Source organism: Prauserella halophila, from assembly GCF_024171895.1.
Taxonomy (GTDB): domain Bacteria; phylum Actinomycetota; class Actinomycetes; order Mycobacteriales; family Pseudonocardiaceae; genus Prauserella; species Prauserella halophila.
Genome location: NZ_JAMTCQ010000008.1, coordinates 487819 through 510866, shown reverse-complemented (window position 1 = coordinate 510866; position 23048 = coordinate 487819). Strand labels below are relative to the sequence as shown.

23 protein-coding genes and 1 pseudogene are annotated in these 23048 nt (G+C 71.0%); 9 read left to right on the top strand and 15 right to left on the bottom strand.

Features of this window, described 5'->3' with window-relative positions:
• From LY41_RS02610 to LY41_RS02585, 6 genes are all read right to left on the bottom strand, one after another.
• Positions 1 to 1296 carry a sulfate adenylyltransferase subunit 1 gene (locus tag LY41_RS02610; RefSeq protein WP_253862194.1) on the bottom strand — a complete coding sequence of 432 codons (1296 nt, stop codon included), beginning with the start codon at positions 1294 to 1296 and terminating at the stop codon, positions 1 to 3.
• Positions 1297 to 1298: 2 nt separating this feature from the next.
• The gene (gene cysD / locus LY41_RS02605) at positions 1299 to 2219 is read right to left on the bottom strand and encodes a sulfate adenylyltransferase subunit CysD (RefSeq protein ID WP_253862193.1); all 921 of its coding nucleotides are present in this window, start codon (positions 2217 to 2219) and stop codon (positions 1299 to 1301) included.
• 11 nt (positions 2220 to 2230) lie between these two features.
• Entirely contained in the window at positions 2231 to 2935 is a 705-nt protein-coding gene (locus LY41_RS02600; protein WP_253862192.1) for a phosphoadenylyl-sulfate reductase, read from the bottom strand.
• Complete coding sequence (locus LY41_RS02595; protein ID WP_253862191.1) at positions 2932 to 3093, bottom strand: Insertion element protein; 162 nt, start codon at positions 3091 to 3093, stop codon at positions 2932 to 2934. Before LY41_RS02595 ends, LY41_RS02600 begins: the two co-directional genes overlap by 4 nt.
• The gene (locus tag LY41_RS02590; protein ID WP_253862190.1) at positions 3090 to 4772 is read right to left on the bottom strand and encodes a nitrite/sulfite reductase; all 1683 of its coding nucleotides are present in this window, start codon (positions 4770 to 4772) and stop codon (positions 3090 to 3092) included. Before LY41_RS02590 ends, LY41_RS02595 begins: the two co-directional genes overlap by 4 nt.
• A 493-nt stretch (positions 4773 to 5265) precedes the next feature.
• Positions 5266 to 6252 (bottom strand): hypothetical protein, encoded by a 987-nt coding sequence (locus LY41_RS02585; RefSeq protein WP_253862189.1) that lies wholly within the window; start codon positions 6250 to 6252, stop codon positions 5266 to 5268.
• Between the two features lie 143 nt (positions 6253 to 6395).
• Here LY41_RS02585 and LY41_RS02580 point away from each other — a divergent pair, with 143 nt between their 5' ends.
• From LY41_RS02580 to hemW, 4 genes are all read left to right on the top strand, one after another.
• Positions 6396 to 8123 carry a carbon starvation CstA family protein gene (locus LY41_RS02580; protein WP_253862188.1) on the top strand — a complete coding sequence of 576 codons (1728 nt, stop codon included), beginning with the start codon at positions 6396 to 6398 and terminating at the stop codon, positions 8121 to 8123.
• Positions 8120 to 8413: a cory-CC-star protein gene (locus LY41_RS02575; protein WP_253862187.1), complete on the top strand. Its 294-nt coding sequence runs from the start codon at positions 8120 to 8122 to the stop codon at positions 8411 to 8413. The genes LY41_RS02580 and LY41_RS02575 overlap by 4 nt, the downstream gene beginning before the upstream one ends.
• Complete coding sequence (locus LY41_RS02570; RefSeq protein ID WP_253862186.1) at positions 8404 to 9396, top strand: ArsA family ATPase; 993 nt, start codon at positions 8404 to 8406, stop codon at positions 9394 to 9396. The genes LY41_RS02575 and LY41_RS02570 overlap by 10 nt, the downstream gene beginning before the upstream one ends.
• Positions 9397 to 9476: 80 nt before the next feature.
• A complete protein-coding gene (hemW, locus tag LY41_RS02565; protein WP_253862185.1) occupies positions 9477 to 10670 on the top strand; it encodes a radical SAM family heme chaperone HemW in 1194 nt (397 codons plus the stop codon).
• A 103-nt stretch (positions 10671 to 10773) separates the two neighbouring features.
• Here hemW and LY41_RS02560 read toward each other — a convergent pair whose 3' ends face one another.
• On the bottom strand, positions 10774 to 11946 hold the full coding sequence (locus LY41_RS02560) for a saccharopine dehydrogenase family protein (protein WP_253862184.1): 1173 nt from the start codon (positions 11944 to 11946) through the stop codon (positions 10774 to 10776).
• A 146-nt stretch (positions 11947 to 12092) separates the two neighbouring features.
• On the opposite strand from LY41_RS02560, the gene LY41_RS02555 reads away from it, so the two are divergent.
• Both LY41_RS02555 and LY41_RS02550 read left to right on the top strand, forming a co-directional pair.
• Positions 12093 to 12302 (top strand): hypothetical protein, encoded by a 210-nt coding sequence (locus tag LY41_RS02555; protein ID WP_253862183.1) that lies wholly within the window; start codon positions 12093 to 12095, stop codon positions 12300 to 12302.
• Between the two features lie 71 nt (positions 12303 to 12373).
• Entirely contained in the window at positions 12374 to 12691 is a 318-nt protein-coding gene (locus LY41_RS02550) for a WhiB family transcriptional regulator (protein WP_253862182.1), read from the top strand.
• A 60-nt stretch (positions 12692 to 12751) separates the two neighbouring features.
• On the opposite strand, the gene LY41_RS02545 is transcribed toward LY41_RS02550, so the two are convergent.
• From LY41_RS02545 to LY41_RS02530, 4 genes are all read right to left on the bottom strand, one after another.
• Positions 12752 to 13054 carry a DUF202 domain-containing protein gene (locus LY41_RS02545; RefSeq protein ID WP_253862181.1) on the bottom strand — a complete coding sequence of 101 codons (303 nt, stop codon included), beginning with the start codon at positions 13052 to 13054 and terminating at the stop codon, positions 12752 to 12754.
• 24 nt (positions 13055 to 13078) lie between these two features.
• Positions 13079 to 13456, bottom strand: a complete 378-nt coding sequence (locus tag LY41_RS02540; protein ID WP_372493109.1) for a YidH family protein — start codon at positions 13454 to 13456, stop codon at positions 13079 to 13081.
• A gap of 29 nt (positions 13457 to 13485) precedes the next feature.
• Entirely contained in the window at positions 13486 to 13965 is a 480-nt protein-coding gene (locus LY41_RS02535; RefSeq protein WP_253862180.1) for a GtrA family protein, read from the bottom strand.
• 148 nt (positions 13966 to 14113) lie between these two features.
• Positions 14114 to 14626 (bottom strand): STAS domain-containing protein, encoded by a 513-nt coding sequence (locus LY41_RS02530; protein WP_308292190.1) that lies wholly within the window; start codon positions 14624 to 14626, stop codon positions 14114 to 14116.
• 579 nt (positions 14627 to 15205) lie between these two features.
• Here LY41_RS02530 and LY41_RS02525 point away from each other — a divergent pair.
• Entirely contained in the window at positions 15206 to 15508 is a 303-nt protein-coding gene (locus LY41_RS02525; protein ID WP_308292189.1) for an iron-sulfur cluster biosynthesis family protein, read from the top strand.
• Between the two features lie 96 nt (positions 15509 to 15604).
• Here LY41_RS02525 and LY41_RS02520 read toward each other — a convergent pair whose 3' ends face one another.
• From LY41_RS02520 to LY41_RS02510, 3 genes are all read right to left on the bottom strand, one after another.
• A complete protein-coding gene (locus tag LY41_RS02520; protein WP_253862178.1) occupies positions 15605 to 16717 on the bottom strand; it encodes a glycerate kinase in 1113 nt (370 codons plus the stop codon).
• Positions 16714 to 17688, bottom strand: coding sequence for a 2-hydroxyacid dehydrogenase (locus tag LY41_RS02515; protein ID WP_253862177.1), 975 nt, complete (start codon positions 17686 to 17688; stop codon positions 16714 to 16716). Before LY41_RS02515 ends, LY41_RS02520 begins: the two co-directional genes overlap by 4 nt.
• Positions 17689 to 18169: 481 nt before the next feature.
• Entirely contained in the window at positions 18170 to 18961 is a 792-nt protein-coding gene (locus LY41_RS02510) for an aldo/keto reductase (RefSeq protein ID WP_253862855.1), read from the bottom strand.
• Between the two features lie 204 nt (positions 18962 to 19165).
• Here LY41_RS02510 and LY41_RS02505 point away from each other — a divergent pair, with 204 nt between their 5' ends.
• Positions 19166 to 20938, top strand: coding sequence for a CYTH and CHAD domain-containing protein (locus LY41_RS02505; protein ID WP_253862176.1), 1773 nt, complete (start codon positions 19166 to 19168; stop codon positions 20936 to 20938).
• Between the two features lie 114 nt (positions 20939 to 21052).
• A complete protein-coding gene (locus LY41_RS02500) occupies positions 21053 to 21901 on the top strand; it encodes an SAM-dependent methyltransferase (protein WP_253862175.1) in 849 nt (282 codons plus the stop codon).
• A gap of 100 nt (positions 21902 to 22001) precedes the next feature.
• Here LY41_RS02500 and LY41_RS24160 read toward each other — a convergent pair.
• Positions 22002 to 22352 (bottom strand): annotated as a pseudogene (locus LY41_RS24160) (transglycosylase SLT domain-containing protein); the annotation flags it as partial.
• Positions 22353 to 23048: the final 696 nt, after the last annotated feature.

The following is a 23048-nucleotide window of genomic DNA, read 5'->3' as shown; positions in this document are numbered from 1 at the left end:
TCACGCGCCCTCGGGCTCCGTCACGCCCTTGAGCTGGCTGAACCGGTGCCCGACCAGACCGGCGGCGAGCGTGTCGCCGTCCTTCGGGTCGATCACGATGAACGCACCCGTGCGCGGGCTCACCGTGTAGTCGTCCACCGGAAGCTGCTCGGCCAGGCGCAGGCTGACGTTGCCGATCTCGTTGAGCTCCAGCTTGTCCGGAGCGTCCACGATGGACAGCGTCTGCTCGTCGAACCGGGCGTTGAGCTCCTCGACCATCGCCTGGACCGTGCGCGTGCCCTGCTTGACCAGGACGCGCGCGCCGGGCTCGAGCTGCTTGGTCGACAGCCAGCACAGCGCGGCGGTGCACTCGTCGGTGACCTTCGGCGCGTTGTCGGCCGCGGCGATCACGTCGCCGCGCGCGATGTCCAGGTCGTCGGTGAGCACCACGGTGACCGACTTGCCGGTGCCGGCCTCGGTCAGCGAACCGTCGGCGGTGTCGACGCTCTCGACCGTCGACTTCAGGCCCTGCGGCAGCACGACGACCTCGTCGCCGGGCCGGATCGTGCCCGCCGCGATCTGCCCGGCGTAGCCCCGGTAGTCGGGGTGCTCGGGCGTGCGCGGACGGATGACGTACTGCACCGGCATCCGGAACGGCGCCTCGTGCGGGTCCGGCGCGACCGGCACCTCTTCGAGGTGTTCCAGCAGCGTCGGACCGGAGTACCACGGCGTGTTCTCCGACTTGGCCGCCACGTTGTCGCCCTGCAGCGCCGACACCGGGATGGCCAGCACGGTGCCCTCGGCGTAGCCCAGCGACGTCGCGTGCGCGGCGAACTCCTTGGCGATCACGGTGAACGCGGCCTCGTCGTAGTCGATGAGGTCGACCTTGTTGACCGCCAGCACCAGCCGCGGCACACCGAGCATCGCCAGCACGGCCGCGTGCCTGCGGGTCTGCTCGACGACACCGTTGCGGGCGTCGACCAGCAGCACGCCCAGCTGCGCCGTCGACGCACCCGTGACCGTGTTACGGGTGTACTGCACGTGCCCCGGCGTGTCCGCGAGCACGAAGCTGCGATTCGGCGTGGCGAAGTAGCGGTACGCCACGTCGATCGTGATGCCCTGCTCCCGCTCCGACCGCAGGCCGTCGACCAGCAGCGAGAGGTCCGGGGTCGACATTCCCTTGTCGACGCTGGCGCGCTCGACGGCATCCAGCTGGTCGGCCAGGACGGACTTGGTGTCGTACAGCAGCCTGCCGACCAGGGTCGACTTGCCGTCGTCGACGCTGCCCGCCGTGGCGAGCCTCAGCAACGAGCTCATGGTTAGAAGTACCCCTCCCGCTTGCGGTCCTCCATGGCGGCCTCGGACATGCGGTCGTCGGCACGCGTCGCGCCGCGCTCGGTGAGGCGGCTCGCCTGCACCTCGGCGATGACCTCCTCGACCGTGGCGGCCGTGGATTCGACGGCGCCGGTGCACGAGCCGTCACCGACCGTGCGGTAGCGCACCGTCAGCTCGTGGACCTCTTCGTCCTCGCGCGGACCGCCCCACGGGCCCTCGGTGAGCCACATGCCGTCCCGCTCGTAGACCTTGCGCTGGTGCGCGTAGTAGATCGACGGCAGCGCGACCTGTTCGCGCGCGATGTAGTTCCACACGTCGGCTTCGGTGAAGTTCGACAGCGGGAACACCCGCACGTGCTCGCCCGGACGGTGCCTGCCGTTGTAGAGGTTCCACAGCTCGGGGCGCTGCCTGCGCGGGTCCCACTGGCCGAAGGCGCTGCGCAGGCTGAAGATGCGCTCCTTGGCGCGGGCGCGCTCCTCGTCGCGGCGGCCACCGCCGAACACGGCGTCGAACTTGTTGTCGGCGATCGCGTCGAGCAGCGGCTGGGTCTGCAGCGGGTTGCGCGTGCCGTCGGCCCGCTCGGCGAGCCTGCCGTCGTCGATGTAGTCCTGCACGCTGGCCACGACCAGACGCAAGCCGTACTTTTCGACGACGTGGTCACGGAAGGCGATGACCTCGTCGAAATTGTGACCGGTGTCGACGTGCAACAGCGGGAACGGAACCGGGGCGGGCCAGAATGCCTTGATGGCCAGGTGCAGCAGCAGCGTGGAGTCCTTGCCGCCGGAGAAGAGGATTACGGGACGATCGAATTCGCCCGCCACCTCACGGAAGATGTGAATGGCTTCCGATTCCAGCGCGGCGAGGTTGTCGCGCGCTGCATCGGCCGCGGCCTCAAGTGTGGTCATGACATCCTTCCTCAGGCGTGCAGCCCGCACTCAGTCTTGGACTTGCCGGCCCAGCGACCACTGCGTGGGTCGGCGCCCGGCGCGACCTTCGCGGTGCACGGGGCGCAGCCGATCGAGGGGTACCCCTCGTGGACCAGCGGATTCTGCAGAATCCCGTGCTCGTCGATGTAGCCGTTGAACTCCTCGTCGGTCCAGGCCGCGATCGGGTTCACCTTCACCAGGCCGTTGCGATCGTCCCATGTCACGATCGGTGTGTTCGCTCTGGTGGGTGCATCGACGCGGCGGACACCCGTGATCCAGCAGGAATACTGGGAGAGCGTGTTGCGCAGCGGAACGACTTTCCGCAGGTGGCAGCACTGGTTGGGGTCACGGTCGTGCAACTTCGGACCGTATTCCGCGTCCTGTTGCTCCACGCTCTGCTCGGCCTGTGCGTTGACGATCCGGACATCCGGATAGATCGTCGCCACGGCATCGCGCACGCCGAGTGTTTCCGCGAAATGGTAGCCCGTTTCGAGAAAAAGCACGTCGATGTCCGGTTTGACCGTGGTGACGACGTCGACCAGGAGGGCGTCCTGCATGTTCGACGCCACGATCAGATCGTCGCTGAAGTGCTCGACCGCCCACCGGACCGCCTCCTCGGTGGTGGCCTCCGCCAGTTCGTCGGACGCCCGTTCGGCGAGGGCCTGCAGCTCCTCGGTCGTCCTTGTCGCGGTCATCGCTCTACCTCCGGAATGTTCAGTCCGATGAAGGTCACTGTGAACACTCGCCGACAGGACGTGCACAGCCACGCACCGTCGTCTTCCGGACGGAGATCCTCGTCGGCACAGTACGGGCAGTGCATGGGCGCCGCCCTCGAGGGAGTGGCCTCACTCATGCGAGATCGGTGTCCTCGGCGCGCACGGCCCACTGGGCGAACCGCTCGCCCTCGTTGCGTTGCTGCAGGTAGTTTCTCACGACTCGCTCCACGTAGTCGGTCAGCTCGTCGCTCGTGACCTTGTGACCACGAAGTTTACGGCCGAATCCCGCATCCAGCCCGAGGCCTCCGCCGAGATGCACCTGGAACCCCTCGACCTGATTGCCGTCGGCGTCGGTGACGATCTGTCCCTTGAGGCCGATGTCAGCCACCTGGATGCGTGCGCACGAGTTCGGGCAGCCGTTCAGGTGCACCGACACCGGGTTGTCGAGCCCGTCCTGCAGGTCGGCGAGTCGCTGCTCCAGCTCGGTGACCAGGTCCGAGGCGCGCTTCTTCGTCTCGACGATCGCCAGTTTGCAGAACTCGATGCCGGTGCAGGCCATCACGTTGCGCCGCCACGGTGACGGCGTGGTGTCCAGTCCCGCCTCGGCGAGCTCGGACTGCAGGGTGGCGACCTCGGACTCGGGCACGTCCAGCACGACCAGCTTCTGCTGCGGCGTCAGACGGACCCGGCCCGAACCGGCGCGCTCGGCGGCCTTCGCGGCCGACAGCAGCAGGGACCCGGACCCGCGGCCCGCGACCGGCGCGCCGCCGACGTAGCGCAGGCCGTCGGTCTGTTCGTGCACGCCGATGTGGTCGATCGGCCGTTGCGGTGCTTCCGGCGCGGGGCCGTCGGCGAGCGTGCGGTTCAGGTACTCCGTCTCGAGCACCTCACGGAACTTCTCGGCGCCCCAGTCCTTGACCAGGAACTTGATCCGGGCGCGTGAGCGCAGGCGCCGGTAGCCGTAGTCACGGAAGACGCTGATGATGCCTTCCCATACGTCCGGCACCTCGTCGCGTGGCACCCACACGCCCAGACGTTTGGCGATCATCGGGTTCGTCGACAGGCCGCCGCCGACCCACACGTCGAACCCGGGACCGTGCTCGGGGTGCTCGACACCCACGAACGCGACGTCGTGGATCTCGTGGGCAACGTCCTGCTGCCCGGAGATCGCCGTCTTGAACTTGCGGGGCAGGTTCGCGAAGGTCGGGTCGCCGACATAGCGACGGTTGATCTCGTCGATCGCGGGCGTGCCGTCGATGACCTCGTCGGTGGAGATGCCCGCCACCGGGGAACCGAGGATGACGCGCGGGCTGTCGCCGCACGCCTCCATGGTCGTCATCCCGGCGTCCTCCAGCTTCTGCCAGATCGCGGGCATGTCCTCCACGCGGATCCAGTGATACTGGATGTTCTGCCGGTCGGTGATGTCGGCGGTGTCGCGGGCGTAGGTCTGCGAGATCTCACCGAGCACGGCGAGTTGCTGGGTCGTCAGCACGCCGCCGTCGAGCCGCACCCGCAGCATGAAGTACTTGTCGTCGAGGTCCTCCGGCTCGAGCGTGGCCGTGCGGCCGCCGTCGATCCCGGCCTTGCGCTGGGTGTAGAGGCCGAACCAGCGGAACCGGCCGCGCAGGTCGCCCGGGTCGATGCCGTCGAAGCCGGTGTGCGCGTAGATGTTCTCGATGCGGGCACGCACGTTCAGCGGCGCATCGTCCCTCTTGGAGCGCTCGTTGGGGTTGAGCGGCTCGCGGTAACCCAGGGCCCACTGGCCCTCACCGCGGCGCTTCTTCGGGCGGGCTGGTCGGCCTGTCTCGGCGGCCATGGCGGTGTCCTCCAGGGCGGTGTGTTCGGCGGCGGTTCGGGCTGGGCGTGCGGGTGGTCGGTTGCCGTCCGGGGGCGGCAGGCGACGACCGGGCGCGACGTTGCCGTTCGCTGCCGGTGCCGGTGACGTGCGCGCGGTGGACCCGGATGCGGGCGTCGGTGACCGGGGGTCCGGCCCTGCGGGCATCGGCGATGCGTGGTGGCATCGGCCTGCGCGGGCAGGTGGACCGGTGGTGGGCCCGTGCGCGCTCGACGTGCGGCTGGACAGAAAGCGGCGCGTCGCGGTCAGGGCCGGCACAGACTGCTGGAGACACGCAGATAGTCCACGTGGCGTCGCACCACGAGGGCTACACCGGCGGTCGTCACAGTCACAACGCTTACCTTGCCACGGTGTTCACAACGTGGTCCAGCGACGTCCGCATCGTGGGAGCAACATCACCTGCCGCCGAACCGGTGTGCGCCCCAAGGGCACCTTCGGGGCGTGCGCGGGTGGTTCAGGGAGTGGGCTGGAGGTGGCGCTGCGCGGCGCGGAGACCGGTGCGGCAGGCCTTCGCGAGGGCGCGGTGCCGCCGGGTGCGTGCCAGCAGGCCGAGGGTGCGCAGGTCCTCGCCGGGAGACCCCGTCCGGGCCTCGACGGCCAGGTGCCCACCGTCGAACCCGCCCCTGCGTGACCACGTTTCCCATCGTTCGAGGTCGGGCATCGTGTAGTCGTAGCCGAACACCAGCGCGCCGGCGGAGGCCGCGGGCAGCGGTTCCCCCGCCAGATCCCGCACTCCCAGGACGTCCGACGCAGCCGCGCCGGACGGTGCCGCGCCGGACGGTGCCGAGTCGGCACCCAGGTCGACACTGCGCAGTTCGGGGACACCGGTCGACGCGGCGGCACCGGCTGCCGTGGTGACGAGCAGTGCGTGCCGGGCCGGGTCGGTCCGCGCGGGCAGCGGCGTCTCGCCGGGGTGACCGGCGCCCGGGGCCGGACCGGCGAGTTCCACGACGATCCGGGGCAGCCACCACCAGTTCTCGCGGCGGAGCAGCACGCTGTCGGCGAGGGTGCGCGACGGCGGGTACTTGACCAGCTCCTGGTCGAGCAGCTCGTCGAGGAACAGCTCGCCGTCGAGGTCGTCGACGATCCGCACGGTCCCGGTGGCGGCGACGCCCGCCCCGGTGGCGGGGCTGCTGTCGGTTCCGGTGCGCGCGGGCAGCGAGCGCGAGTCGGTCACCGCGAACGTCGCTTCGCCCGCCGCACGCAGCTCCGCGACCTCGCGCGCCCGGGAGTAGGGAACGGCGGCGCACACGGTGGTCCCGGCAGAAGGCGACCCGGCAGCGGGTGACGCGGCGGAAGGCGACCCGGCGGAGGGTGACCCGACGGAAGACGATCCGCGCAGCAACGGGGTCACGGCGATCGCGGCGGGGGTGCCGTCCGGGTTCGTCCAGCAGAGCTCCGCCGTGACGGCGCGCCGCCAGGCCTCCCGCAACCGGTCCACCGCTGTTCGCCTCCAGCTTCTCGCCCGGTCGGTTTCTCGCCCGGTGCGGAATTCACGCGGGTCTTACCTCGCTGCGCACACTGCTGCTACCGTCCCACGTCGCCTGACCTCCGTGTCAACGTCGCTCACGGGAAGGAACGTCCATGCCGGCCGTCGTGATGGTCCTGATCGTCGGGGTGCTGTTCTACCTCGGCTACCGCTACTACTCGGGATACCTGGCCAGGCGCGTGTACGCGCTCGACGACGACCGGCCGACACCCGCGCACACGATGCGGGACGGTGTGGACTTCATCCCGACGAACAAACACGTCCTCTTCGGACACCACTTCACGTCCGTCGCCGGCGCGGCACCGATCGTCGGTCCCGCCATCGCGGTGTTCTGGGGCTGGGGACCGGCGCTGATCTGGGTCGTCGCGGGCACGATCTTCGCGGCGGGCGTGCACGACTTCGGCGCGATCGTGGTGTCGGTGCGGCACAAGGCGCAGAGCATCGGCACGCTCACGCGCGAGGTGGTGGGCACCCGCGCCCGCGTGCTGTTCCTGCTGATCATCTTCTTCCTGCTGACCCTGGTGAACGCCGTGTTCGCCGTGGTGATCGGCAACCTGTTCGTGGCCAATCCCGAGGCCGTGCTGCCGATCGTGCTGGAGATCCCGCTGGCCATCGGCATCGGCCAGTACATCTACCGCACGCGCAGCGCGGCGCTGATCCCCTCGCTCGTCGGCGTCGTCGTGCTGTACGCGACGATCCTGCTCGGTCAGGCGCTGCCGATCTCGCTGGCGGGCTTCGCCGCCGAGGACGGGTTGTTCACCGAGCGCAACATCTGGGTCGTGCTGCTGTTCGCCTACACGTTCCTCGCCTCGCGCATCCCGGTGTGGGTGCTGCTGCAGCCGCGCGACTACATCAACTCCCACCAGTTGTTCATCGCGCTCGGCGTGATCGGGCTCGGCGTGCTCGTCGGCTGGGACACGATCGTGGCGCCCATGGTCAACGACCGGACCCCGGCCGATTCGCCCAGTTGGTTCCCGCTGCTGTTCGTGACGATCGCGTGTGGTGCGGTCTCCGGGTTCCACAGTCTCGTGTCGTCGGGCACGACGTCGAAACAGCTCGACAAGGAGAGTCACGCCCGGTACGTCGGTTACTTCGGCGCGGTCGGCGAGGGGGCGCTGGCGCTGGGCTCGATCCTCGCGTGCACCGCGGGCATCGTCGCCACGACGGCCGACTGGCACGCCGCCTACTCGGACTTCGCCACCGCCTCGGACGGTGCGGCTTCGAACTTCGTCAACGGCGTCGCCCACTTCGCCGGCAACCTCGGCGTGCCCCAGGCGACGGCCGCCGTGTTCGCCGCCGTCGTGGTGATCAGCTTCGCGGCGACCACGATGGACACCGGCGTGCGCCTGCAGCGCTACATCGTGCAGGAGATCGCCGAGATCGTCCGGATCCGTGCGATTTCGCGCAACCTGACCGTGGCGGGGCTGGTCGCCGTGCTCATCCCGCTCGTGCTCGCGCTGCTGCCCGGTGGCGGCGATGCGGGCTACACGTTCGGCGTGCTGTGGCAGTTGTTCGGCACCACGAACCAGCTCACCGCGGGCCTGGCGCTCGCCGTGATCGCGGTGTGGGTCACCAAGAACCGCCGCAACCCGATCGCGGTGCTGGTGCCGCTGGTGTTCCTCGTCGTGGTGACGACGTGGGCGCTCGTCGACAACCTCGTCAGGTTCGTCGCCGAGAGCGAATGGGTGCTCGCGCCGCTCGACGCGATCATCTTCGTGCTGGCCGTGTGGCTCATCGTCGAGGCGGTCCTCGCCTTGCGGCGGGCCCGCGGCGTCTCCGGTGACGCGGACGAGCCCGAGCCGACGGAGCTGACCGGACGGTGACCGCAGGCGGGAGGTGGCGTCGGCTCGGTGCCCGGTTGCTCCGGTACTGGCGCCGGCTCGAACGGGCCCACGAGCTGCTGCTCGTCTCCCGCTGGCGGCAGGGTCTGCGCAAGGAGGCCCGCCGCCGCGACGACACGTTGCGCACGTTGTTGCTGCTCGAATCGCTGGGTGTGGACAATCCGGTCGCCTACGAGACGCTCGATGTCGTGCCGTATCTCGTGGCCGACTTCCACGCCTGGCACCGGCGCATGGGACGCGACGAGTTCGGCGACGCCGGAGTGTGCTGTTGATCCGGTTCTTCGGCGGTAAGGGCGGGGTCGGCAAGACGACGCTCGCGGCGGCCTTCGCCGTCCGGCAGGCCCGCCGCGGCGTGCGCACGCTCGTCGTGTCGACCGACCCGGCGCATTCGCTGGGCGACGTGCTGGGCGCGTCGTTGTCGGACGAACCGCGTCCGGTCGGCGATTCCCTGCTCGCCGCGGAGATCAGCGGGGAGCAGCAGGCGGGAAAACGAGTCGCCGACGTGCTGGAGGACGCCCGGCACGCGGTGCCGCGGGAGGTGCTGCCCGCCGTGGAGCGGCACCTGCGCAGGGCTGTCGACAGTCCCGGGACCGTCGAATCGGCGTTGCTGGACCGGCTCACCGACCTCGTCGAGCGCACCGGCCGGGAGTGGGACCTGCTGGTCGTGGACAGCGCGCCGACCGGGCACATGCTCCGGTTGCTGAGCCTGCCGGAGCTGCTCACCCCGTGGATCGAAGGTCTGGCGCACAACCGCAAGCAGGCACGCGACGTCGACCGGTTCGCCGACGGACTGCTCGGCGAAACCGGTGCGCAACGCGATCCGCTGCTGGAACGACTGCAGGCTCGTAGACAGCGGCTGGAGGCGTTGCAGACCCGGCTGCGCGACGACGCCCGCGTCCACCTCGTGCTCGTGCCGGAACGGCTGCCGTTGGCCGAGACCGAACGGGCCGCCGATCAGCTCGCCGACGCCGGAGTGCCACTCGGCGCGGTGCTGGTGAACCGGGTGTCCTCCGGCGACGAGTCCGGGGTGCTCGCCCGGCGGCGGAAGCAGGAAAGCGCCGTGCTGGCCCGGGTGCGGGAGCGGTTCGGCGGTGCCGGTGATGCAGGCGCGACCGGCGTCGTCACGGTGCCGCTGCTGCCCGGCGATCTGACCGGTCCCGCGGAACTGCACGAAGCGGCGGAGTTCCTGGGGCCGCTGGAACCGCCGCACCCGCCGCACCCGCCGCACCCGCCGCACCCGCCGCACCCGCAGTGACCGCAGGTGTCGCCGCCCGCAGGGACCGCAGGTGACCCGGTGCCACGCGGTCACGGCGCCGTCGGTGGGACACTGGAGGCGTGAGCACTCCGGACGATCTTCATCTGCCCGATTCGGCCCTGCAGGGGCTCGGCACGAGGCCGTTCGGCGTGTACGTGCACGTGCCGTTCTGCGCGACCCGCTGCGGCTACTGCGACTTCAACACCTACACCGCGGGCGAACTGGGCTCCGGTGCGGCGCCCGAGGATTGGCTCGAAGGGCTGCGCAGGGAACTCGACCTTGCGGCACGGCGACTGGGGACGCCGCCCGCCGCCGACACGGTGTTCGTCGGGGGTGGCACCCCGTCGCTGCTGGGAGCCGGCGGACTGGCGGCGGTGCTGGATGCGGTGCGACAGTCCTTCGGGCTCGCCGCCGACGCCGAGGTCACCACCGAGTCCAATCCGGAGTCGACGTCCCCCGAACTGTTCGCCGGAATCCGGGACGCCGGGTACACGCGGGTGTCACTGGGCATGCAGTCGGCGGCCCCGCACGTGCTGCGGGTGCTCGACCGCACGCACACGCCGGGACGTCCGGTCGAGGCCGCGGCCGAGGCGCGCGCGGCCGGGTTCGACCACGTCAATCTGGACCTCATCTACGGCACTCCCGGTGAGCGCACCGAGGATCTGCAGGCCTCGCTCGACGCGGTGCTGGAGTCGGGCGTCGACCACGTGTCGGCCTATGCGCTGATCGTCGAGGACGGCACCGCGCTGGCGCGGCGGGTCCGCAAGGGCGAGATCCCGATGCCGGACGACGACGTGCTGGCCTCCGACTACGAACTCCTCGACGCGATGATGGCCAAGGCCGGACTGCGCTGGTACGAGGTGTCCAACTGGGCGGCCTCCGAGCGGGCGCGCTGCCGGCACAACCTCGGTTACTGGCTCGGCGGCGATTGGTGGGGCGCCGGCCCGGGAGCGCATTCGCACGTCGGCGGGGTGCGGTGGTGGAACGTCAAGCACCCGGCCCGGTACACGGCGACGCTCGCCGACGCCGCGCTGCCCGTCGGCGGGCAGGAGAGCCTGACCGCCGAGGACCGGCATCTCGAGCGGGTCATGCTCGAACTCCGCCTCGCCGAGGGCCTCCCGCTCGACGCGCTCGACGCCGACGGTGTGCGGGAGGCCCGGCGTGCCGCCGCCGACGGGCTGCTGTCCACCCGGGACCTCGACGGCGGCCGCGCGGTCCTCACCGACAACGGCAGGCTCCTCGCCGACGCCGTCGTCCGCCGCCTCGTCAGCTGAGGCTCACCCGCGGCCGCAGCTCATTCGCGCCCCGAAGGGCACCTTCGGGGCGTTCAGTGCCCCAAAGGTGCCCTTCGGGGCATCGCCCGGCACCACCGGGACGTCACTCGTCGAGGACGCGGATCCGCATGCCGGCGTTCTGCAGGCGCGTCACCAGCGGATCGCCCATCGCCACCGCCGTCGTCACCTGTCCCGAGGTGCTCGGCACGTCGTCGAACGCCAGGCACATGGCAGATTCCGACAGCATCTTCGCGGTCTCGTCGTAACCGGGGTCGCCGCCCGCGAACTCGGTGACGACGCGCTGCCCGCCGGCGTGACCGGTGAACCGCACCTGGAACCACGACCGCGCCCGGCGCTGCGCACTCGGACCGTCGCCGGGTTTGCGGAGTTTGCCCAGGGCGTCGCGGAGGGGCGGAATCTGCGCGGCGACGGCCAGCACGCCGAGGCCCGCGCCGGTGGCGACCAGTGTGGTCAGCCGCTTCATCGCCGCGGACTGGCGGTAGGTGAACGACGTGCCGTACCGCGGCAGGGCGGCGGCCGAACGACCCACGATCTGCGGATCGAGCGTCGGCATCGGCACGAGCCACCTGCCGGTTTCGGCGTCCCGGGTGGGCGGTCCGGCCGGTGTGCGGATCTCGCGGTCGGCAGGGCGAGGGTCGGCGGCCCGGCGGCGTTTCGCGACCGTCGCCATCCGGCGGCCGCGGGAGAACGCCGTCAGTGCCGAGGCGTAGGTGCCGCCGGAGAAGTCGGCGTTCGCGCGGATCTGGGCGTCGACCGTGACCGGCGCGTCATCGGGCAGCCGGCCGACGGTGAAGTAGGTGCCCAGGTCGTACGGGATCGAGTCCAGTCCGCACGCGTGGACGAGGCGGGCGCCGGTACGCCGGGCCCTGTCGTGGTGGGCCAGGTACATGCGGTCGACGAACTCGGGCTCACCGGTCAGGTCGACGTAGTCGGTGCCCGCTTCGGCGCACGCCGCGACGAGCGGCTCCCCGTAGTGCAGATACGGGCCCACGGTCGTGACCACGACACGCGCCGACTCGGCCACCGCACGCAGTGACGCGGCGTCGGTGACATCGGCCTGCAGCAGCGGCAGGTCGGCGCAGGAGGGGTCGATGGCGGCCAGTCGTTCGCGTACGGCCTGCAGCTTGGCGGTGTTGCGGCCCGCGAGCGCCCACCGGCAACCGTCCGGCACGTGGGCCGCGAGGTACTCGGCGGTCAGGCCTCCGGTGAACCCGGTGGCGCCGAACACCACGATGTCGTACTCCCGCTCGCTCATGCACATCCTCCGGCGTCGTCGCTGTTGGTGTGGGCAGGAGCATACCGGAGGTATGCCGGTCGGGACGGGGCCCGTGAGCGAGCTCCTGCAGATCCCGGTGATCGCGGCGTGATTGAACACCGCGCAGGTGGGGTATCTCGTCGATCATGACGGAGAACCACGATCTCGCACCCGCCCCCGACGTCGACGAGCAGTGGCGTCCGGTCGTCGAGGACAGCGAACGCGGCGAGTTCACCGACGGCACCGGTGCCGGTGACGGGCCCGGGTCACCGGAGGTCTCCGTCCCGTTGGACGCCGATCCCGCCGATGTCGCCGACCAGGCGGCGCCGGTGGACTTCGACGACGACTACCGCTGAGAACCGGCAGGTGTGAGTTCCGCACCGGCCGGGTACACCGCGCATCGCACATCTTCACGGAGGTGATCACCATGGCCGACACGTCCCGGTTGCCGACCCCGGTGGCTGAGATCTGGGAATGGCAGCGAAACGGGAACTGCCGGAACTTGGACAGTTCGGTGTTCTTCCATCCCGACGGCGAGCGCGGCTTCGCTCGAGCCGATCGTGTGGCGCGGGCCAAGGAGGTCTGTCGCACGTGCCCGGTGATCGTCCAATGTCGACACCACGCGCTGACGGTGCAGGAGCCGTTCGGAGTGTGGGGAGGTCTAGACGAGACCGAACGCCGCGAGGCCATCGCCCGCCGCAAGCGCATCGGCGTCGAAGCCGAGCCGGAGCCCGCACTGCACTGACGCCTCGCCGCCGGTCCCCGGCCGGGTGCCGGACCGGCGGCCGGCCGGGGACCGGGAGGGTCAGCAGCCGCCGGCCGTGACGAGCAGCGCCGCCAGGCCGGCTGCGGTCGTGGCGGTGACGAGGACGGCGGCTGTCGCGGCGAGCAGGGGCGGCAACGGGGCCGCGTCGCGCCGCAGCCGCGCGGCCCGTCCTGCGCCCGTGGCCGCGAGGACGATCGTGGTCACGAGCGCGACCGGGGCGGCCAGCACCGCCACGCCGCCGGTGGTGGCCGCGGCGTGCAGCAGCAGCCCGGTGCAGGCGGCTGCGGCCAGCGCGGTGCGCTGCCACGCCAGGTCGGTGCGCTGCGGCTGTTCCCTGCTCATGCCACGCCGCTCATGCCACGCCGCTCATGCCACGACGACCAGGACGAGTGCGAGCGCCGTGAGCACCACGATGCCGCCGCCGAGCGTCGCGAGGAGGACATTGCGGGGGAGCGGATCGCCACGCGCCATCGCTCGTTGCACCGCCCGCCACCGGGGATAGGCGGCCGCGGCGATCACGAGTGCCAGCCCGACGCACAGCGCGGCGAGCAGTGTGCGGGGCCCGTCGGAGGCCAGTCCGGGGACGAGCTGCTGGATCGCGACGCCACCGGCGACCAGTCCGAGTGCCGTGCGCAGCCACGCGAGGAAGGTGCGCTCGTTGGCCAGCGTGAACCGGTAATCGGTTCCGGCACCGCCGGCGTGCTCGCCGCCCGCGTCACCGGAGTCCGGATCGCCGTCGTACACATCGCCCTCGGGCGGTGGGTCCTGTGTGGTCACGGGGTCACCTCGGTGTCGCGGCGCCAGACGAACACCCACGATCGCAGCACGAGGAACCGCACCACCCCGCCGACGAGGCTGGTCGCGACCAGCACGACCGTCTCCGTCACCGGTGACGGATCGGCGGTGAGCAGATGCAGCAGGCCGAGCGCGGCCGTGCCCGCACAGGCGTAGAAGAGGAACGTGCCTGCCGTCTGGAGGTGCCGGCGCCGACGGGGGCCGGTCGCGTCGCCGAACGTGATCCGCCGGTGGAACTCGGTGTTGAGCCAGGTCGTGACGCCGATGGCTACGGGGTTGGCCGCCGCCGGGGTCAGCGGATCGCGCAACAGGAGATACAGCAGGGCCTGCAACCCGGTGCTGATGGCCCCGCCCAGCACGTACAGCGGCACGTGCCGCACGAACTCCGGCAGGTGCGCGACGCCCGTACGTGCGGGTTCCGGCGTCGTCACGGGCGTCCGGGCCGGTACACAGCTCATGTCCGAACGATATGCCGCAGGCGCCGCCGGGCACGTCCGCAGGGGATGCCGGTCGTGGCGGACGTCGCACGTGGCCCCGTGGCTGCCTGCGGATGTGCGTGCGGCGGCAGGCAGCAGGGACGGTGGGCGTGCGACGACCGCAACCGGTTCACGGGGACGAGGGCCGGTGCGGTTCGTGGACGGCCCGGACCGCCGCCTCGAGGTCCGTGTGCACCGGGATCTGTTCGGCCAGGCCCGTCGCCTCGAGCGGGCGCAGCACGACACGGGTGCTCGCGACGATCGCCCAGGTCAGTCGGGCATCGGCGGCCTGTTCGGACAGTTCGGCGAGTACGGATAGCCCTGCCGAGCCGAGGAATTCGACGGCGTCGAGGTCGAGGACGAGCCGGGCGGGCGCGGTGAGCTCCTCGTGGACCCACTTGCGCAGGTCCGGTGCGGACTGGAGGTCGACCTCGCCGACGACGCGGGCGTGCACCACGCCGTCGGACCGGTGTTCGGCGTCGATGCGCATGCCGGAGACGCCGACGGTATCCACCGGTTCGGTCGTCGCAGGCCGCGTCCCGGTCGTGGTGAGGGCCGGTCCGAACGCCGGATCGGGGATGCCGGTCGGGTTGCTGTTCCGGTCGGCCCACGGGCCGTTGTGCTGGGAATGACTGGGTCGCACTGCGGTGTCCCTCCGTCGGGTCGGCGAGCGCGGGACGGGTACGGATAGCTCGGTGTCACGGACTATCCGGACGGAGAATCTGCGTCCGCCTTGCCTTTTCCACCGTAGGAACAGCTGCGGGACCTTTCAACTGCGGACCGGTGCCTCACGTGTGAGGTTCCCGTGGCGGGCCGCGCGTTTATCGCGGGTCCCGTACGGGCACTCAGCGCTCCTGCAGGAAGAGTTCCTGTAGGACACTTTCGGAAAGTGCTTCCGGTGTGATTGCCGGAGTCGGTACGGGGTGTCGGCTTTCGGGGGTCGGTCTCCGTGCCGGGTGGCCGGTTGTCCCGTTGTGCACACGCTTTTTCGGTGGGCACGGTGATGCTCTCGAACGCGGCACCGACGTGACGGGGGAGTGGGGCGTGTACTGCGCCGATACCGGCCCGCGAAATGCGGAAATACGACAGTGGCCGGTGCTTTCGTGGAATTTCCTGGGGCACTCCGTGCCGTGCCGAAATGGGCGTGCCGGTAGGACGGTCGGCAGAGCCGACCTTTACGGTGGGAATGGCAGCCCCAAGCAACCGAAGGGAAATAGCGACCATGCTTGCGATGACTGACGCTGCCGTGGAGGCGATCAGCGCGCTGACCGCCCAGGACGGTCAGGATGCCGCCGGTCTCCGGTTCGCGGTCCGGGAGGAGACGGAAGAGGGCGCTCAGCTCGCGCTTTCGGTCGCCCCGGGGCCCGAGGAAGGCGACCAGGTGCTGGGCACCGAGAGCGGTGCGCGGGTTTTCCTCGAGGAGAAGGCGTCGTCGTTCCTCGACGACAAGGTGCTGGACGTCCAGCAGGACGACCAGGGCCAGCTGAACTTCGCGGTGATGCAGCAGCCGGAAGAAGAAGGCTGACGCACCCGTTCCGCACGCAAGGCCGGCATCCGGACCCGTCCGGATGCCGGCCTTCGTCGTGTCAGGGCGCCTGTGTTCCGGGTCTGCGCATCCGCGTCACGCGCACCGGACCAGGTCGGCGCTGAGGCGGCGGAGCAGTGCGGCGGCGTCGCGGACGGCGACGCCGGCCGAGGGGGCGTGGTCGGCGAGCGCGACCGAGGTCGTGATCCCCGCGTCGGCCAGCTCGCCGTGGGTCAGGGCGATCCGGCCCGCGATCGCCGCGACCCGGACCCCGTGCCGTCGCGCGAGGGCGGCGATTCCCGCGGGTGCCTTGCCCGCGAGGCTCTGCGCGTCGAGCGATCCCTCGCCGGTGATGACGAGGTCGGCGCCGCTGATCGCCTCGGCGACGCCGGTGAGTTCGACAACCAGGTCGAAACCCGATTCGGCGCTCGCGCCGAGCGCGGCCATCGCGCCGCCGGAGATGCCGCCGCCCGCACCCGCGCTCGGCCGGTCGGTGAAGTCCAGCGCCTCCGCCCACCGTTCGAGGTTCGCCCGCAGCAGGGTGACCTCCGCCGGGGACGCGCCCTTCTGCGGGCCGAACACGGCCGCGGCGCCGTTGGTGCCGTGCAGCGGATTGGTCACGTCCGTGGCCACCCGGATCCGTGCGTCGCCGAGCAGTGCGCGGGTCTCGGTCAGGTCGACGGAGACGACGTCGGCGAGCGCGCCGCCGCCGAGGCCCACCGGGCGCCGGTCGCGGTCGGTGAGGCGTGCGCCGAGCGCCTGCAGCATGCCGCTGCCGCCGTCGGTGCTCGCGGTCCCGCCGACGGTGAGCACCACTTGCCGGGCGCCGCGCCCGAGGGCATCGGCCATCAGCTCACCGACCCCGTGGGTGTGTGCGGCGAGGGCCACCTCCGGCGACGGCGTCACGTGCTCGATTCCGCAGGCACGCGCCGATTCGACGTAGGCAGTGCCGTCGAGCAGGACGTACCAGGCGTCGACCGGATCCGACAGCGGCCCGGACACGCGCCGGTCGACGCGGGTGCCGCCCGCGGCGAGCAGCACGTCGAGTGTCCCTTCGCCGCCGTCGGCGACCGGGCACAGCGCGACGCCGGCGTCCGGCAGTGCGTCGCGCACGCCCGCGCCGACGGCCTCGGCAGCCTCGACGGCGGTGAGACTGCCTTTGAACGTGTCGGGTGCGACGACCACGCGCCGTGGGACCGGTGCCGTCACGGCGTCACCTCGGTCAGCGGCGGTTCGCCCGCCAGGACGGCGCGCACGTTGCGGGCGGCCAGCGTCGCCATGGCGGTACGGGTTTCGACGGTCGCCGAGCCGAGGTGTGGGGCGAGCGCCACGTTGTCGAGTTCGAGCAGTCCGGGATGGACCTCGGGTTCGTGTTCGAAGACGTCGAGACCGGCGCCGGCGATCGTCCCGTCGCGCAGTGCCGCGGCGAGTGCTGTCTCGTCGACCACCGGTCCACGCGTGGTGTTGACGAGAACCGCCGTGGGCTTCATCGCCTCGAGCGCAGTGGCGTCGATGAGATGCCGGGTCTCGGGGGTGAGCGGGCAGTGCAGCGAGACGACGTCGGCGGTGCGCAGCAGTTCCTCGTGCGGCAGGTACGTGGCGTCCAGGCCGGTTTCGACGTCGGCGGGCGCGCGGCGGCGTCCCGTGTAGACGATCGACATCCCGAACGCGCGTGCCCGCGCCGCCACGGCCCGGCCGATCTGCCCGAGCCCGACGATGCCGAGCGTCTTGCCCTGCAACCCGGAGCCGAGCATGAAGCCGAGGTGGAACGACCAGGGCGTACGTGAGCGCAGCAGCCGTTCGCCTTCACCGAGGCGGCGCGTGACCGACAGCAGCAGGCCGAACGCGAGGTCGGCGGTGGCGTCGGTCAGCACCCCGGGAGTGTTGGTGACCGTGATGCCGCGCTCGGCGAGTGCGGGCACGTCGATGTTGTCGTGGCCGACCGCCACGTTCGCGACGACCGTCAGCTGCGGCCCCGCGGCGCGGGCGAAGGCGGCCCCGGCGTGTTCGCCGAGCGTGATGACGGCGGCGTCGGCCCCGGCGACGGCGTCGTGCAGTTCCGCCGTCGGGAGGGCCCGGTCGGGCTCGGGCAGCCACACCTCGCCCGCCTCCCGCAGCAGTGCCACGGCGTCGCCGGGAATCCACCTGCTGACCACGATCCGTGGTCTCGTGCCGGTCATCGTCTCGCTCCTTCGTCGCCCGCGTCGTTGCGGCGTCGTCGTCCGCCTGCGCCGCAGCCTAGCGAGGAGCGCGCCCGGCGGGCCGCATGCCGTGCCCCGCGGGCGCGTGTTGCGGATCCAGGGGGCTGTGTTGCGGATCCAAGGGGCCGTGTTGCGGATCCAGGGGGCTGTGTTGCGGATCCAAGGGCCGGTGTCGTGGTCCGTCGGGGCCGTGTTGTCGCTCCGAGGTGCCGGTGGTGTCGTCGACATGGCGAGGTGGTGAGAACCCGCGGGAACAACCGGTCCTGCGGAAGTGCAACACAGTCCCGCGGAGATGCAACACGGCCCCGCGGGGACGCAACACGGCCCCGCGGAGATGCAACATGGTCTGCGGGGACTGTGCTGTGTGGACTGTCTCGTGTGGAGGGTCGGGCCGCACGCCGCGGCTCCCGGCGCACACCGGACGCCGGGAGCCGCGGCGGCGGCAACGAGATGTTCGGCTTCAGCGGTGGTTGAGCGTGTCCGGGTCCGGGCCGGTCCGTTCGCCGCGGTCGAGCCCGGCCAGCCGGGTCATGTCGTCCTCGTCGAGGGCGAAATCGAACAGCTGCAGGTTCGCGGTCATGCGGGACGGGGTGGCCGACTTCGGGATGATCACGTTCCCGAGCTGCAGGTGCCAGCGCAGCACGATCTGCGCGGGCGTGCGCCCGTGGTGGTCGGCGAGCGCGGTGACGACGGGATCGGCGAGCAGTTCGCCGCCCTTGGCCAGCGGGCTCCATGCCTCGGTGACGATGCCGTGGGCGGCGTCGTACTCGCGCACGGTGGCCTGCTGCAGGAACGGGTGTGCCTCGACCTGGTTGACCGCGGGCACGACGCCGGAGTTCTCGGCGAGGGTGTCCAGGTGGTGCGGCTGGAAGTTCGACACGCCGATGGCCCTCGCCCTGCCGTCGGCGTTGATCTTCTCCAGCGCCCGCCACGTCTCGGGGTAGAGGCCGGCTTCCGGAACCGGCCAGTGGATCAGATACAGATCGACGTAGTCGGTGCCCAGCTCGGCCAGGCTCGCGTCGAAGGCCTTCAGTGCCGCGTCGTAGCCCTGCGCGTCGTTCCACAGTTTCGTGGTGAGGAACAGGTCGTCGCGCGGGATGCCCGAATCGCGCACGGCCCGGCCCACGCCGGACTCGTTGCCGTACAGGGTGGCCGTGTCGATGCTGCGGTACCCGGCTTCGAGTGCCGCCGTCACCGCAACGGCCGTCTCGTCGGGCGGCACCTGGTACACGCCGTACCCCACCTGCGGCATGGTCACGCCGTTGTTCAGCTCCACCGTCGGAATGTCGATCTCGGTCACGTCGCTGAGTCCTTTCACTGGGATGCACGGGTGAGTCTGGTCCATTCGGTGGCGTACGGCACGGCGCGGGTGCCCTGCGTGGACGGTGCCGGGGCGGGTACTGCTGCCGTAGAATTCCCGGCCCGGCACCGAAGCGACGTGCGGAAGGAGCCTGTTGTGCGAGAGACCGCGGAATCGCGGACGGCGGTGTTCGGGACGTTGCGCGGGCAGGGCGAGCCGACGCGTGGTGACGCCGACGCCGTGCTCGCTGCACTGGAGCCGGCGTGCGGGCGGCGCTACACCCTCGAGGCCGGCCCACGCCGCATCCGCAGCAGCACCTACCTCGACACCGCCGACGGGCGGTTGCGGCGCAAGGGGGTGCGGCTGACCCACGACCGCGGCTCGGGACCGGGCGCGCTGACGGCCACCCGTGGCGAGGACACCGCGAGTACGCCGTTGTCCGCAGCGCCGGAGTGGCCTGCGCTGGCCGGTGACCTGCCCGACGGCGACGTGCGTGACCTCGTCGCCGGGCGGATGTCGGTGCGCGCCGTCGCCCCGGTACTGCGTACCCGGACGGTGACCCGCGAGGTGTGGGTGCGCGATGCCGGCGCAGCGGTGGTCGCAGCCCTCGTCTGGCGGGAGACGACCGTGCAGGAGCCGGTGCGCACGGCACCGTTCATCCGTGTCGACGTGCTCACCGTCGCGGGTGGGGAGAAGCCCGCGAAACGGATCCGGAAAGCCCTGTGCGCGGCTGGATCCGGCGACGACGACGCGGCCGGGGCCGACCGGCGCTTCCGCAAGGACGCGGGGGACCTCTACGAGGAGCTGCTCGCCGAGGCCGGCGTACCGGACCGGCCGCAACCGCCGGAGCTGTCGGCCGATACGCCCGCCGACGTCGCCGTGGCGCTCGCGCTGCGGGTGCACGCCCGCACGATCGCCGCCAGCGTGGACGGCACGATCGCCGACGTCGACACCGAGTACCTGCACGAGCTGCGCGTCGCCGTGCGGCGCACCCGGTCGCTGCTGAAGCTTGCGGGCGACGTGCTGCCGGCCCGGCCGGTCGAGCGGTACTCGCCGACACTGTCGTGGCTCGGCGAGGTGACCGGCCCGACCCGCGACCTCGACGTCTACCTGCTCGGGTTCGACGACCTCGCGGGACGGCTCGCGGCCGGCGACCCGGAGGATCTGGCCCCGTTCCGCGAGCACCTGCACCGCGAGCGCGGCCGGGCTCGCCGGGCGCTCGTCCGCGCGCTGCGCACCCGTCGGTTCGCGCGGCTGCTCGAAGAGTGGCCGGCCGCGCTGACGGAGGTGATCGGCGATGCGGATGCCGAGAGCGCAGCCGTCGATGGCGCGGACACCGCCGGGGACGACACCACCGGGGACAACGGTTCCGGAGAGGACACAGCCGGGAAGGACGGCCCCGCCGGGGAGGACGGTGCCGCCGGGGGAGCGGGCACCGCAGGGCGGGCCGGTGCGAGCACCGGTGGCACCGATGGGACGGCCGTGCCCGACGTCGCGACGTTCGTGCGGGACCGGTTGGCGCGCACGGCGAAGAAGGTGACGCGCAAGGCGGCGGCGATCACTCCGGAATCACCGGCCGAGGACGTGCACAACCTGCGGAAACGGTGCAAGGAGTTGCGGTACCTGCTGGAGTTCGCGCGGCCGTTGTGCCCGGCCGCCGAGCACACGGCGGTGCTGAAGCGGCTCAAGAAGCTCCAGGACATCCTCGGTGCGTTCCAGGACGGCGAGGTGCAGAGCACGGGGCTGCGCGAGCACGCCGGTCGGATGCACGAGGCCGGTCGCGCTCCTGCCGGTGCGCTGTTGGCGATGGGCGAACTGGCGGGTGCGTTCGCGGCCGATCAGCGGCAGGCACGTCACGAGCTCACCGCAGCGCTGCAGCGCTTCGGTGATGAGGACATACGGGGACGGATCACCGCGCTCGTCTCCTGACCGGGCCGGTTCGCGGGTGTGTGGCCGGCACGGGCGAACCGGTGCACTCGCTCGGTAGGGTGACGGCAGCAGTTGATCAGCAGTGCGTGTCCGCGGGAACGACGAGGAGGAACCATGGCGCCGAACGATCCGGATTCCGTGCCCGAGGGCGTGGACCTGGAACGGCCGAACCCCGCGCGGATCTACGACTGGTTCCTGGGCGGGCACCACAACTGGGCCATCGACCGCGAATTCGGGGCGAAGGCCCTCGAGACCTTCCCGATCGTGCGCACGATGGCCCGTGTCGGTCGTGAGTTCCTCGGCCGCGGCGTGCAGTACCTCGCCGATCAGGGCATCACGCAGTTCGTCGACCTCGGCTCCGGGGTGCCGACGGTCGGGAACGTGCACGAGATCGCCGACTCCGTCGACCCCGACAGTCGCTGTGTCTATGTCGACAACGAGTCCGTGGCCGTGGCCCACTCGCGGGTGCTGCTGGAGCGGGAAGGCGACCCGACGCGCCACGCCGTGATCCACGCCGACCTGCTCGACGTCGACGAGGTGTGGCAGGAGGCGCTGGATTCGGGCGTGCTCGATCCGACGAAGCCGATCGGGCTCATCGCCGTCAACGTCCTGTACTTCTTCGGACCGGACGACGATCCGCACGGCGTGATCCGCAGGTACGTGGACCGGCTCGGATCCGGGTCGTACCTGCTGACCTCGCATCTGACGTTCGACGGAGTGCCCGCCGAGGGACAGGACGAGCGCGAGGCGATCAAGGAGCAGTACGCCCGCTCGAGCTCGTCGCTGTTCATCCGTTCCCGCGACGAGTTCGCACAGTTCTTCGACGGTCTCGAGCTCGTCGAGCCGGGCATCACGTGGACCCCGGAGTGGAAGCCGGAGCTGCGTGCCTCGCCCGCATCGGAGGAGTTCCGGGAGAACCCGTCGGCCGCAAGCGGTTTCGTGGGTCTCGGCCGCAAGCCCTGACGGGGCGTTCCCGCACGTGAGCCGGCCGCTCGGAGATCCGGCGGGGATCTCCGAGCGGCCGGTGGGAACCGAACCGGGCTACTCGCTCGGGAGTGCGTGCTCAGTAGCCCTGGTAGCCGCCACCTCCGGCCATCGAGGCGAGCCCGGGGTGGTCGTCGAAGCTGCCGTAGCGGTCCAGCGTGTAGCGGACACCGGCGATGATGTTGTCGACCGGGTTGTAGATGTCGTCGTGGCCGGACAGCTTGTGCGCGTCGAACGTCGGGTCGATGGTCTGCATCAGGCCCTTGGACGGGATGCCCTTCGCGGCGTTGCTGTCCCACAGGTTGATCGCCCGCGGATCGCCGCTCGACTCCTTCTCGATGATCGTGCGGATCTCGTCCCGCTTCTCGTGGGTGATCTGGACGTCGTTCTGGCGCAGGACGTGGATCGCGCGGTTGATCCAGCGGTCGACCTGGTCGAACTGCGGCTTCGGCGCGGGCTTGTTCTTCGGCTCCGCCTTCGGGGCGGCCTTGTTCTTCTTCGCCTGCCCGGCCTGCTGGGACTGCCCGGCCTGCTGGGACTGCTGCTTCTGCTGGGACCGGGGCTGCTGCTTCCGGTCGGACTGCTCGTCGTCGCCGGAGGCCTGGCCCGCGGGCTGGGACTGGCCACCGGAACCGCCGGTCTGCTCCGGCTTCTCGGGGACGGCGGCCTTCTCGCCCAGTTGGGCGACACCGAAGTGGCTGTGCGCGCGGACCACACCGGCGTTCTGGGCGGCCGAGTCGGTGGTGCGCTGGGAGGCGACGGGGTCGACCGTGTCATCGGCGAACGCGGCCTGGCCGACGACTCCGGCGAGTGCCGTGGCGATCAGGCCGACGGCGGCGTAGCCGCGCACGCTCTCCTTCACGGAGGCGTTCAGTTTCGGGGAGATCGGGGTCAGGGCCTTTCGCGCGAAGATGTTCTTCGCGTTCCGGGGGATGTCGTTCCACTCCACGGGGTGGTTCTCCTTTTTGTTTCGCGTGCCGACCGGTCGGGGTTCCGGGTCGGCAGGGTCGCGACCGTGCTGGGGAACACGCGGGGTTGTCGCGAACACCTTCCAAGAGATTACGAAACAGCAACGGAAAAGTCACGGATCGGTGTCGTGGAACACAGATCATTTTCCGAAAGAAGG

What these genes read in the sequence shown, in the direction of transcription:
- LY41_RS02610 (WP_253862194.1), bottom strand. Translation starts at nt 1,296, where the DNA reads ATGAGCTCGTTGCTGAGGCTCGCCACGGCGGGCAGCGTCGACGACGGC.
- cysD (WP_253862193.1), bottom strand. Translation starts at nt 2,219, where the DNA reads ATGACCACACTTGAGGCCGCGGCCGATGCAGCGCGCGACAACCTCGCC.
- LY41_RS02600 (WP_253862192.1), bottom strand. Translation starts at nt 2,935, where the DNA reads ATGACCGCGACAAGGACGACCGAGGAGCTGCAGGCCCTCGCCGAACGG.
- LY41_RS02595 (WP_253862191.1), bottom strand. Translation starts at nt 3,093, where the DNA reads ATGAGTGAGGCCACTCCCTCGAGGGCGGCGCCCATGCACTGCCCGTAC.
- LY41_RS02590 (WP_253862190.1), bottom strand. Translation starts at nt 4,772, where the DNA reads ATGGCCGCCGAGACAGGCCGACCAGCCCGCCCGAAGAAGCGCCGCGGT.
- LY41_RS02580 (WP_253862188.1), top strand. Translation starts at nt 6,396, where the DNA reads ATGCCGGCCGTCGTGATGGTCCTGATCGTCGGGGTGCTGTTCTACCTC.
- LY41_RS02560 (WP_253862184.1), bottom strand. Translation starts at nt 11,946, where the DNA reads ATGAGCGAGCGGGAGTACGACATCGTGGTGTTCGGCGCCACCGGGTTC.
- LY41_RS02555 (WP_253862183.1), top strand. Translation starts at nt 12,093, where the DNA reads ATGACGGAGAACCACGATCTCGCACCCGCCCCCGACGTCGACGAGCAG.
- LY41_RS02550 (WP_253862182.1), top strand. Translation starts at nt 12,374, where the DNA reads ATGGCCGACACGTCCCGGTTGCCGACCCCGGTGGCTGAGATCTGGGAA.
- LY41_RS02545 (WP_253862181.1), bottom strand. Translation starts at nt 13,054, where the DNA reads ATGAGCAGGGAACAGCCGCAGCGCACCGACCTGGCGTGGCAGCGCACC.
- LY41_RS02535 (WP_253862180.1), bottom strand. Translation starts at nt 13,965, where the DNA reads ATGAGCTGTGTACCGGCCCGGACGCCCGTGACGACGCCGGAACCCGCA.
- LY41_RS02525 (WP_308292189.1), top strand. Translation starts at nt 15,206, where the DNA reads ATGCTTGCGATGACTGACGCTGCCGTGGAGGCGATCAGCGCGCTGACC.
- LY41_RS02515 (WP_253862177.1), bottom strand. Translation starts at nt 17,688, where the DNA reads ATGACCGGCACGAGACCACGGATCGTGGTCAGCAGGTGGATTCCCGGC.
- LY41_RS02510 (WP_253862855.1), bottom strand. Translation starts at nt 18,961, where the DNA reads ATGCCGCAGGTGGGGTACGGCGTGTACCAGGTGCCGCCCGACGAGACG.
- LY41_RS02500 (WP_253862175.1), top strand. Translation starts at nt 21,053, where the DNA reads ATGGCGCCGAACGATCCGGATTCCGTGCCCGAGGGCGTGGACCTGGAA.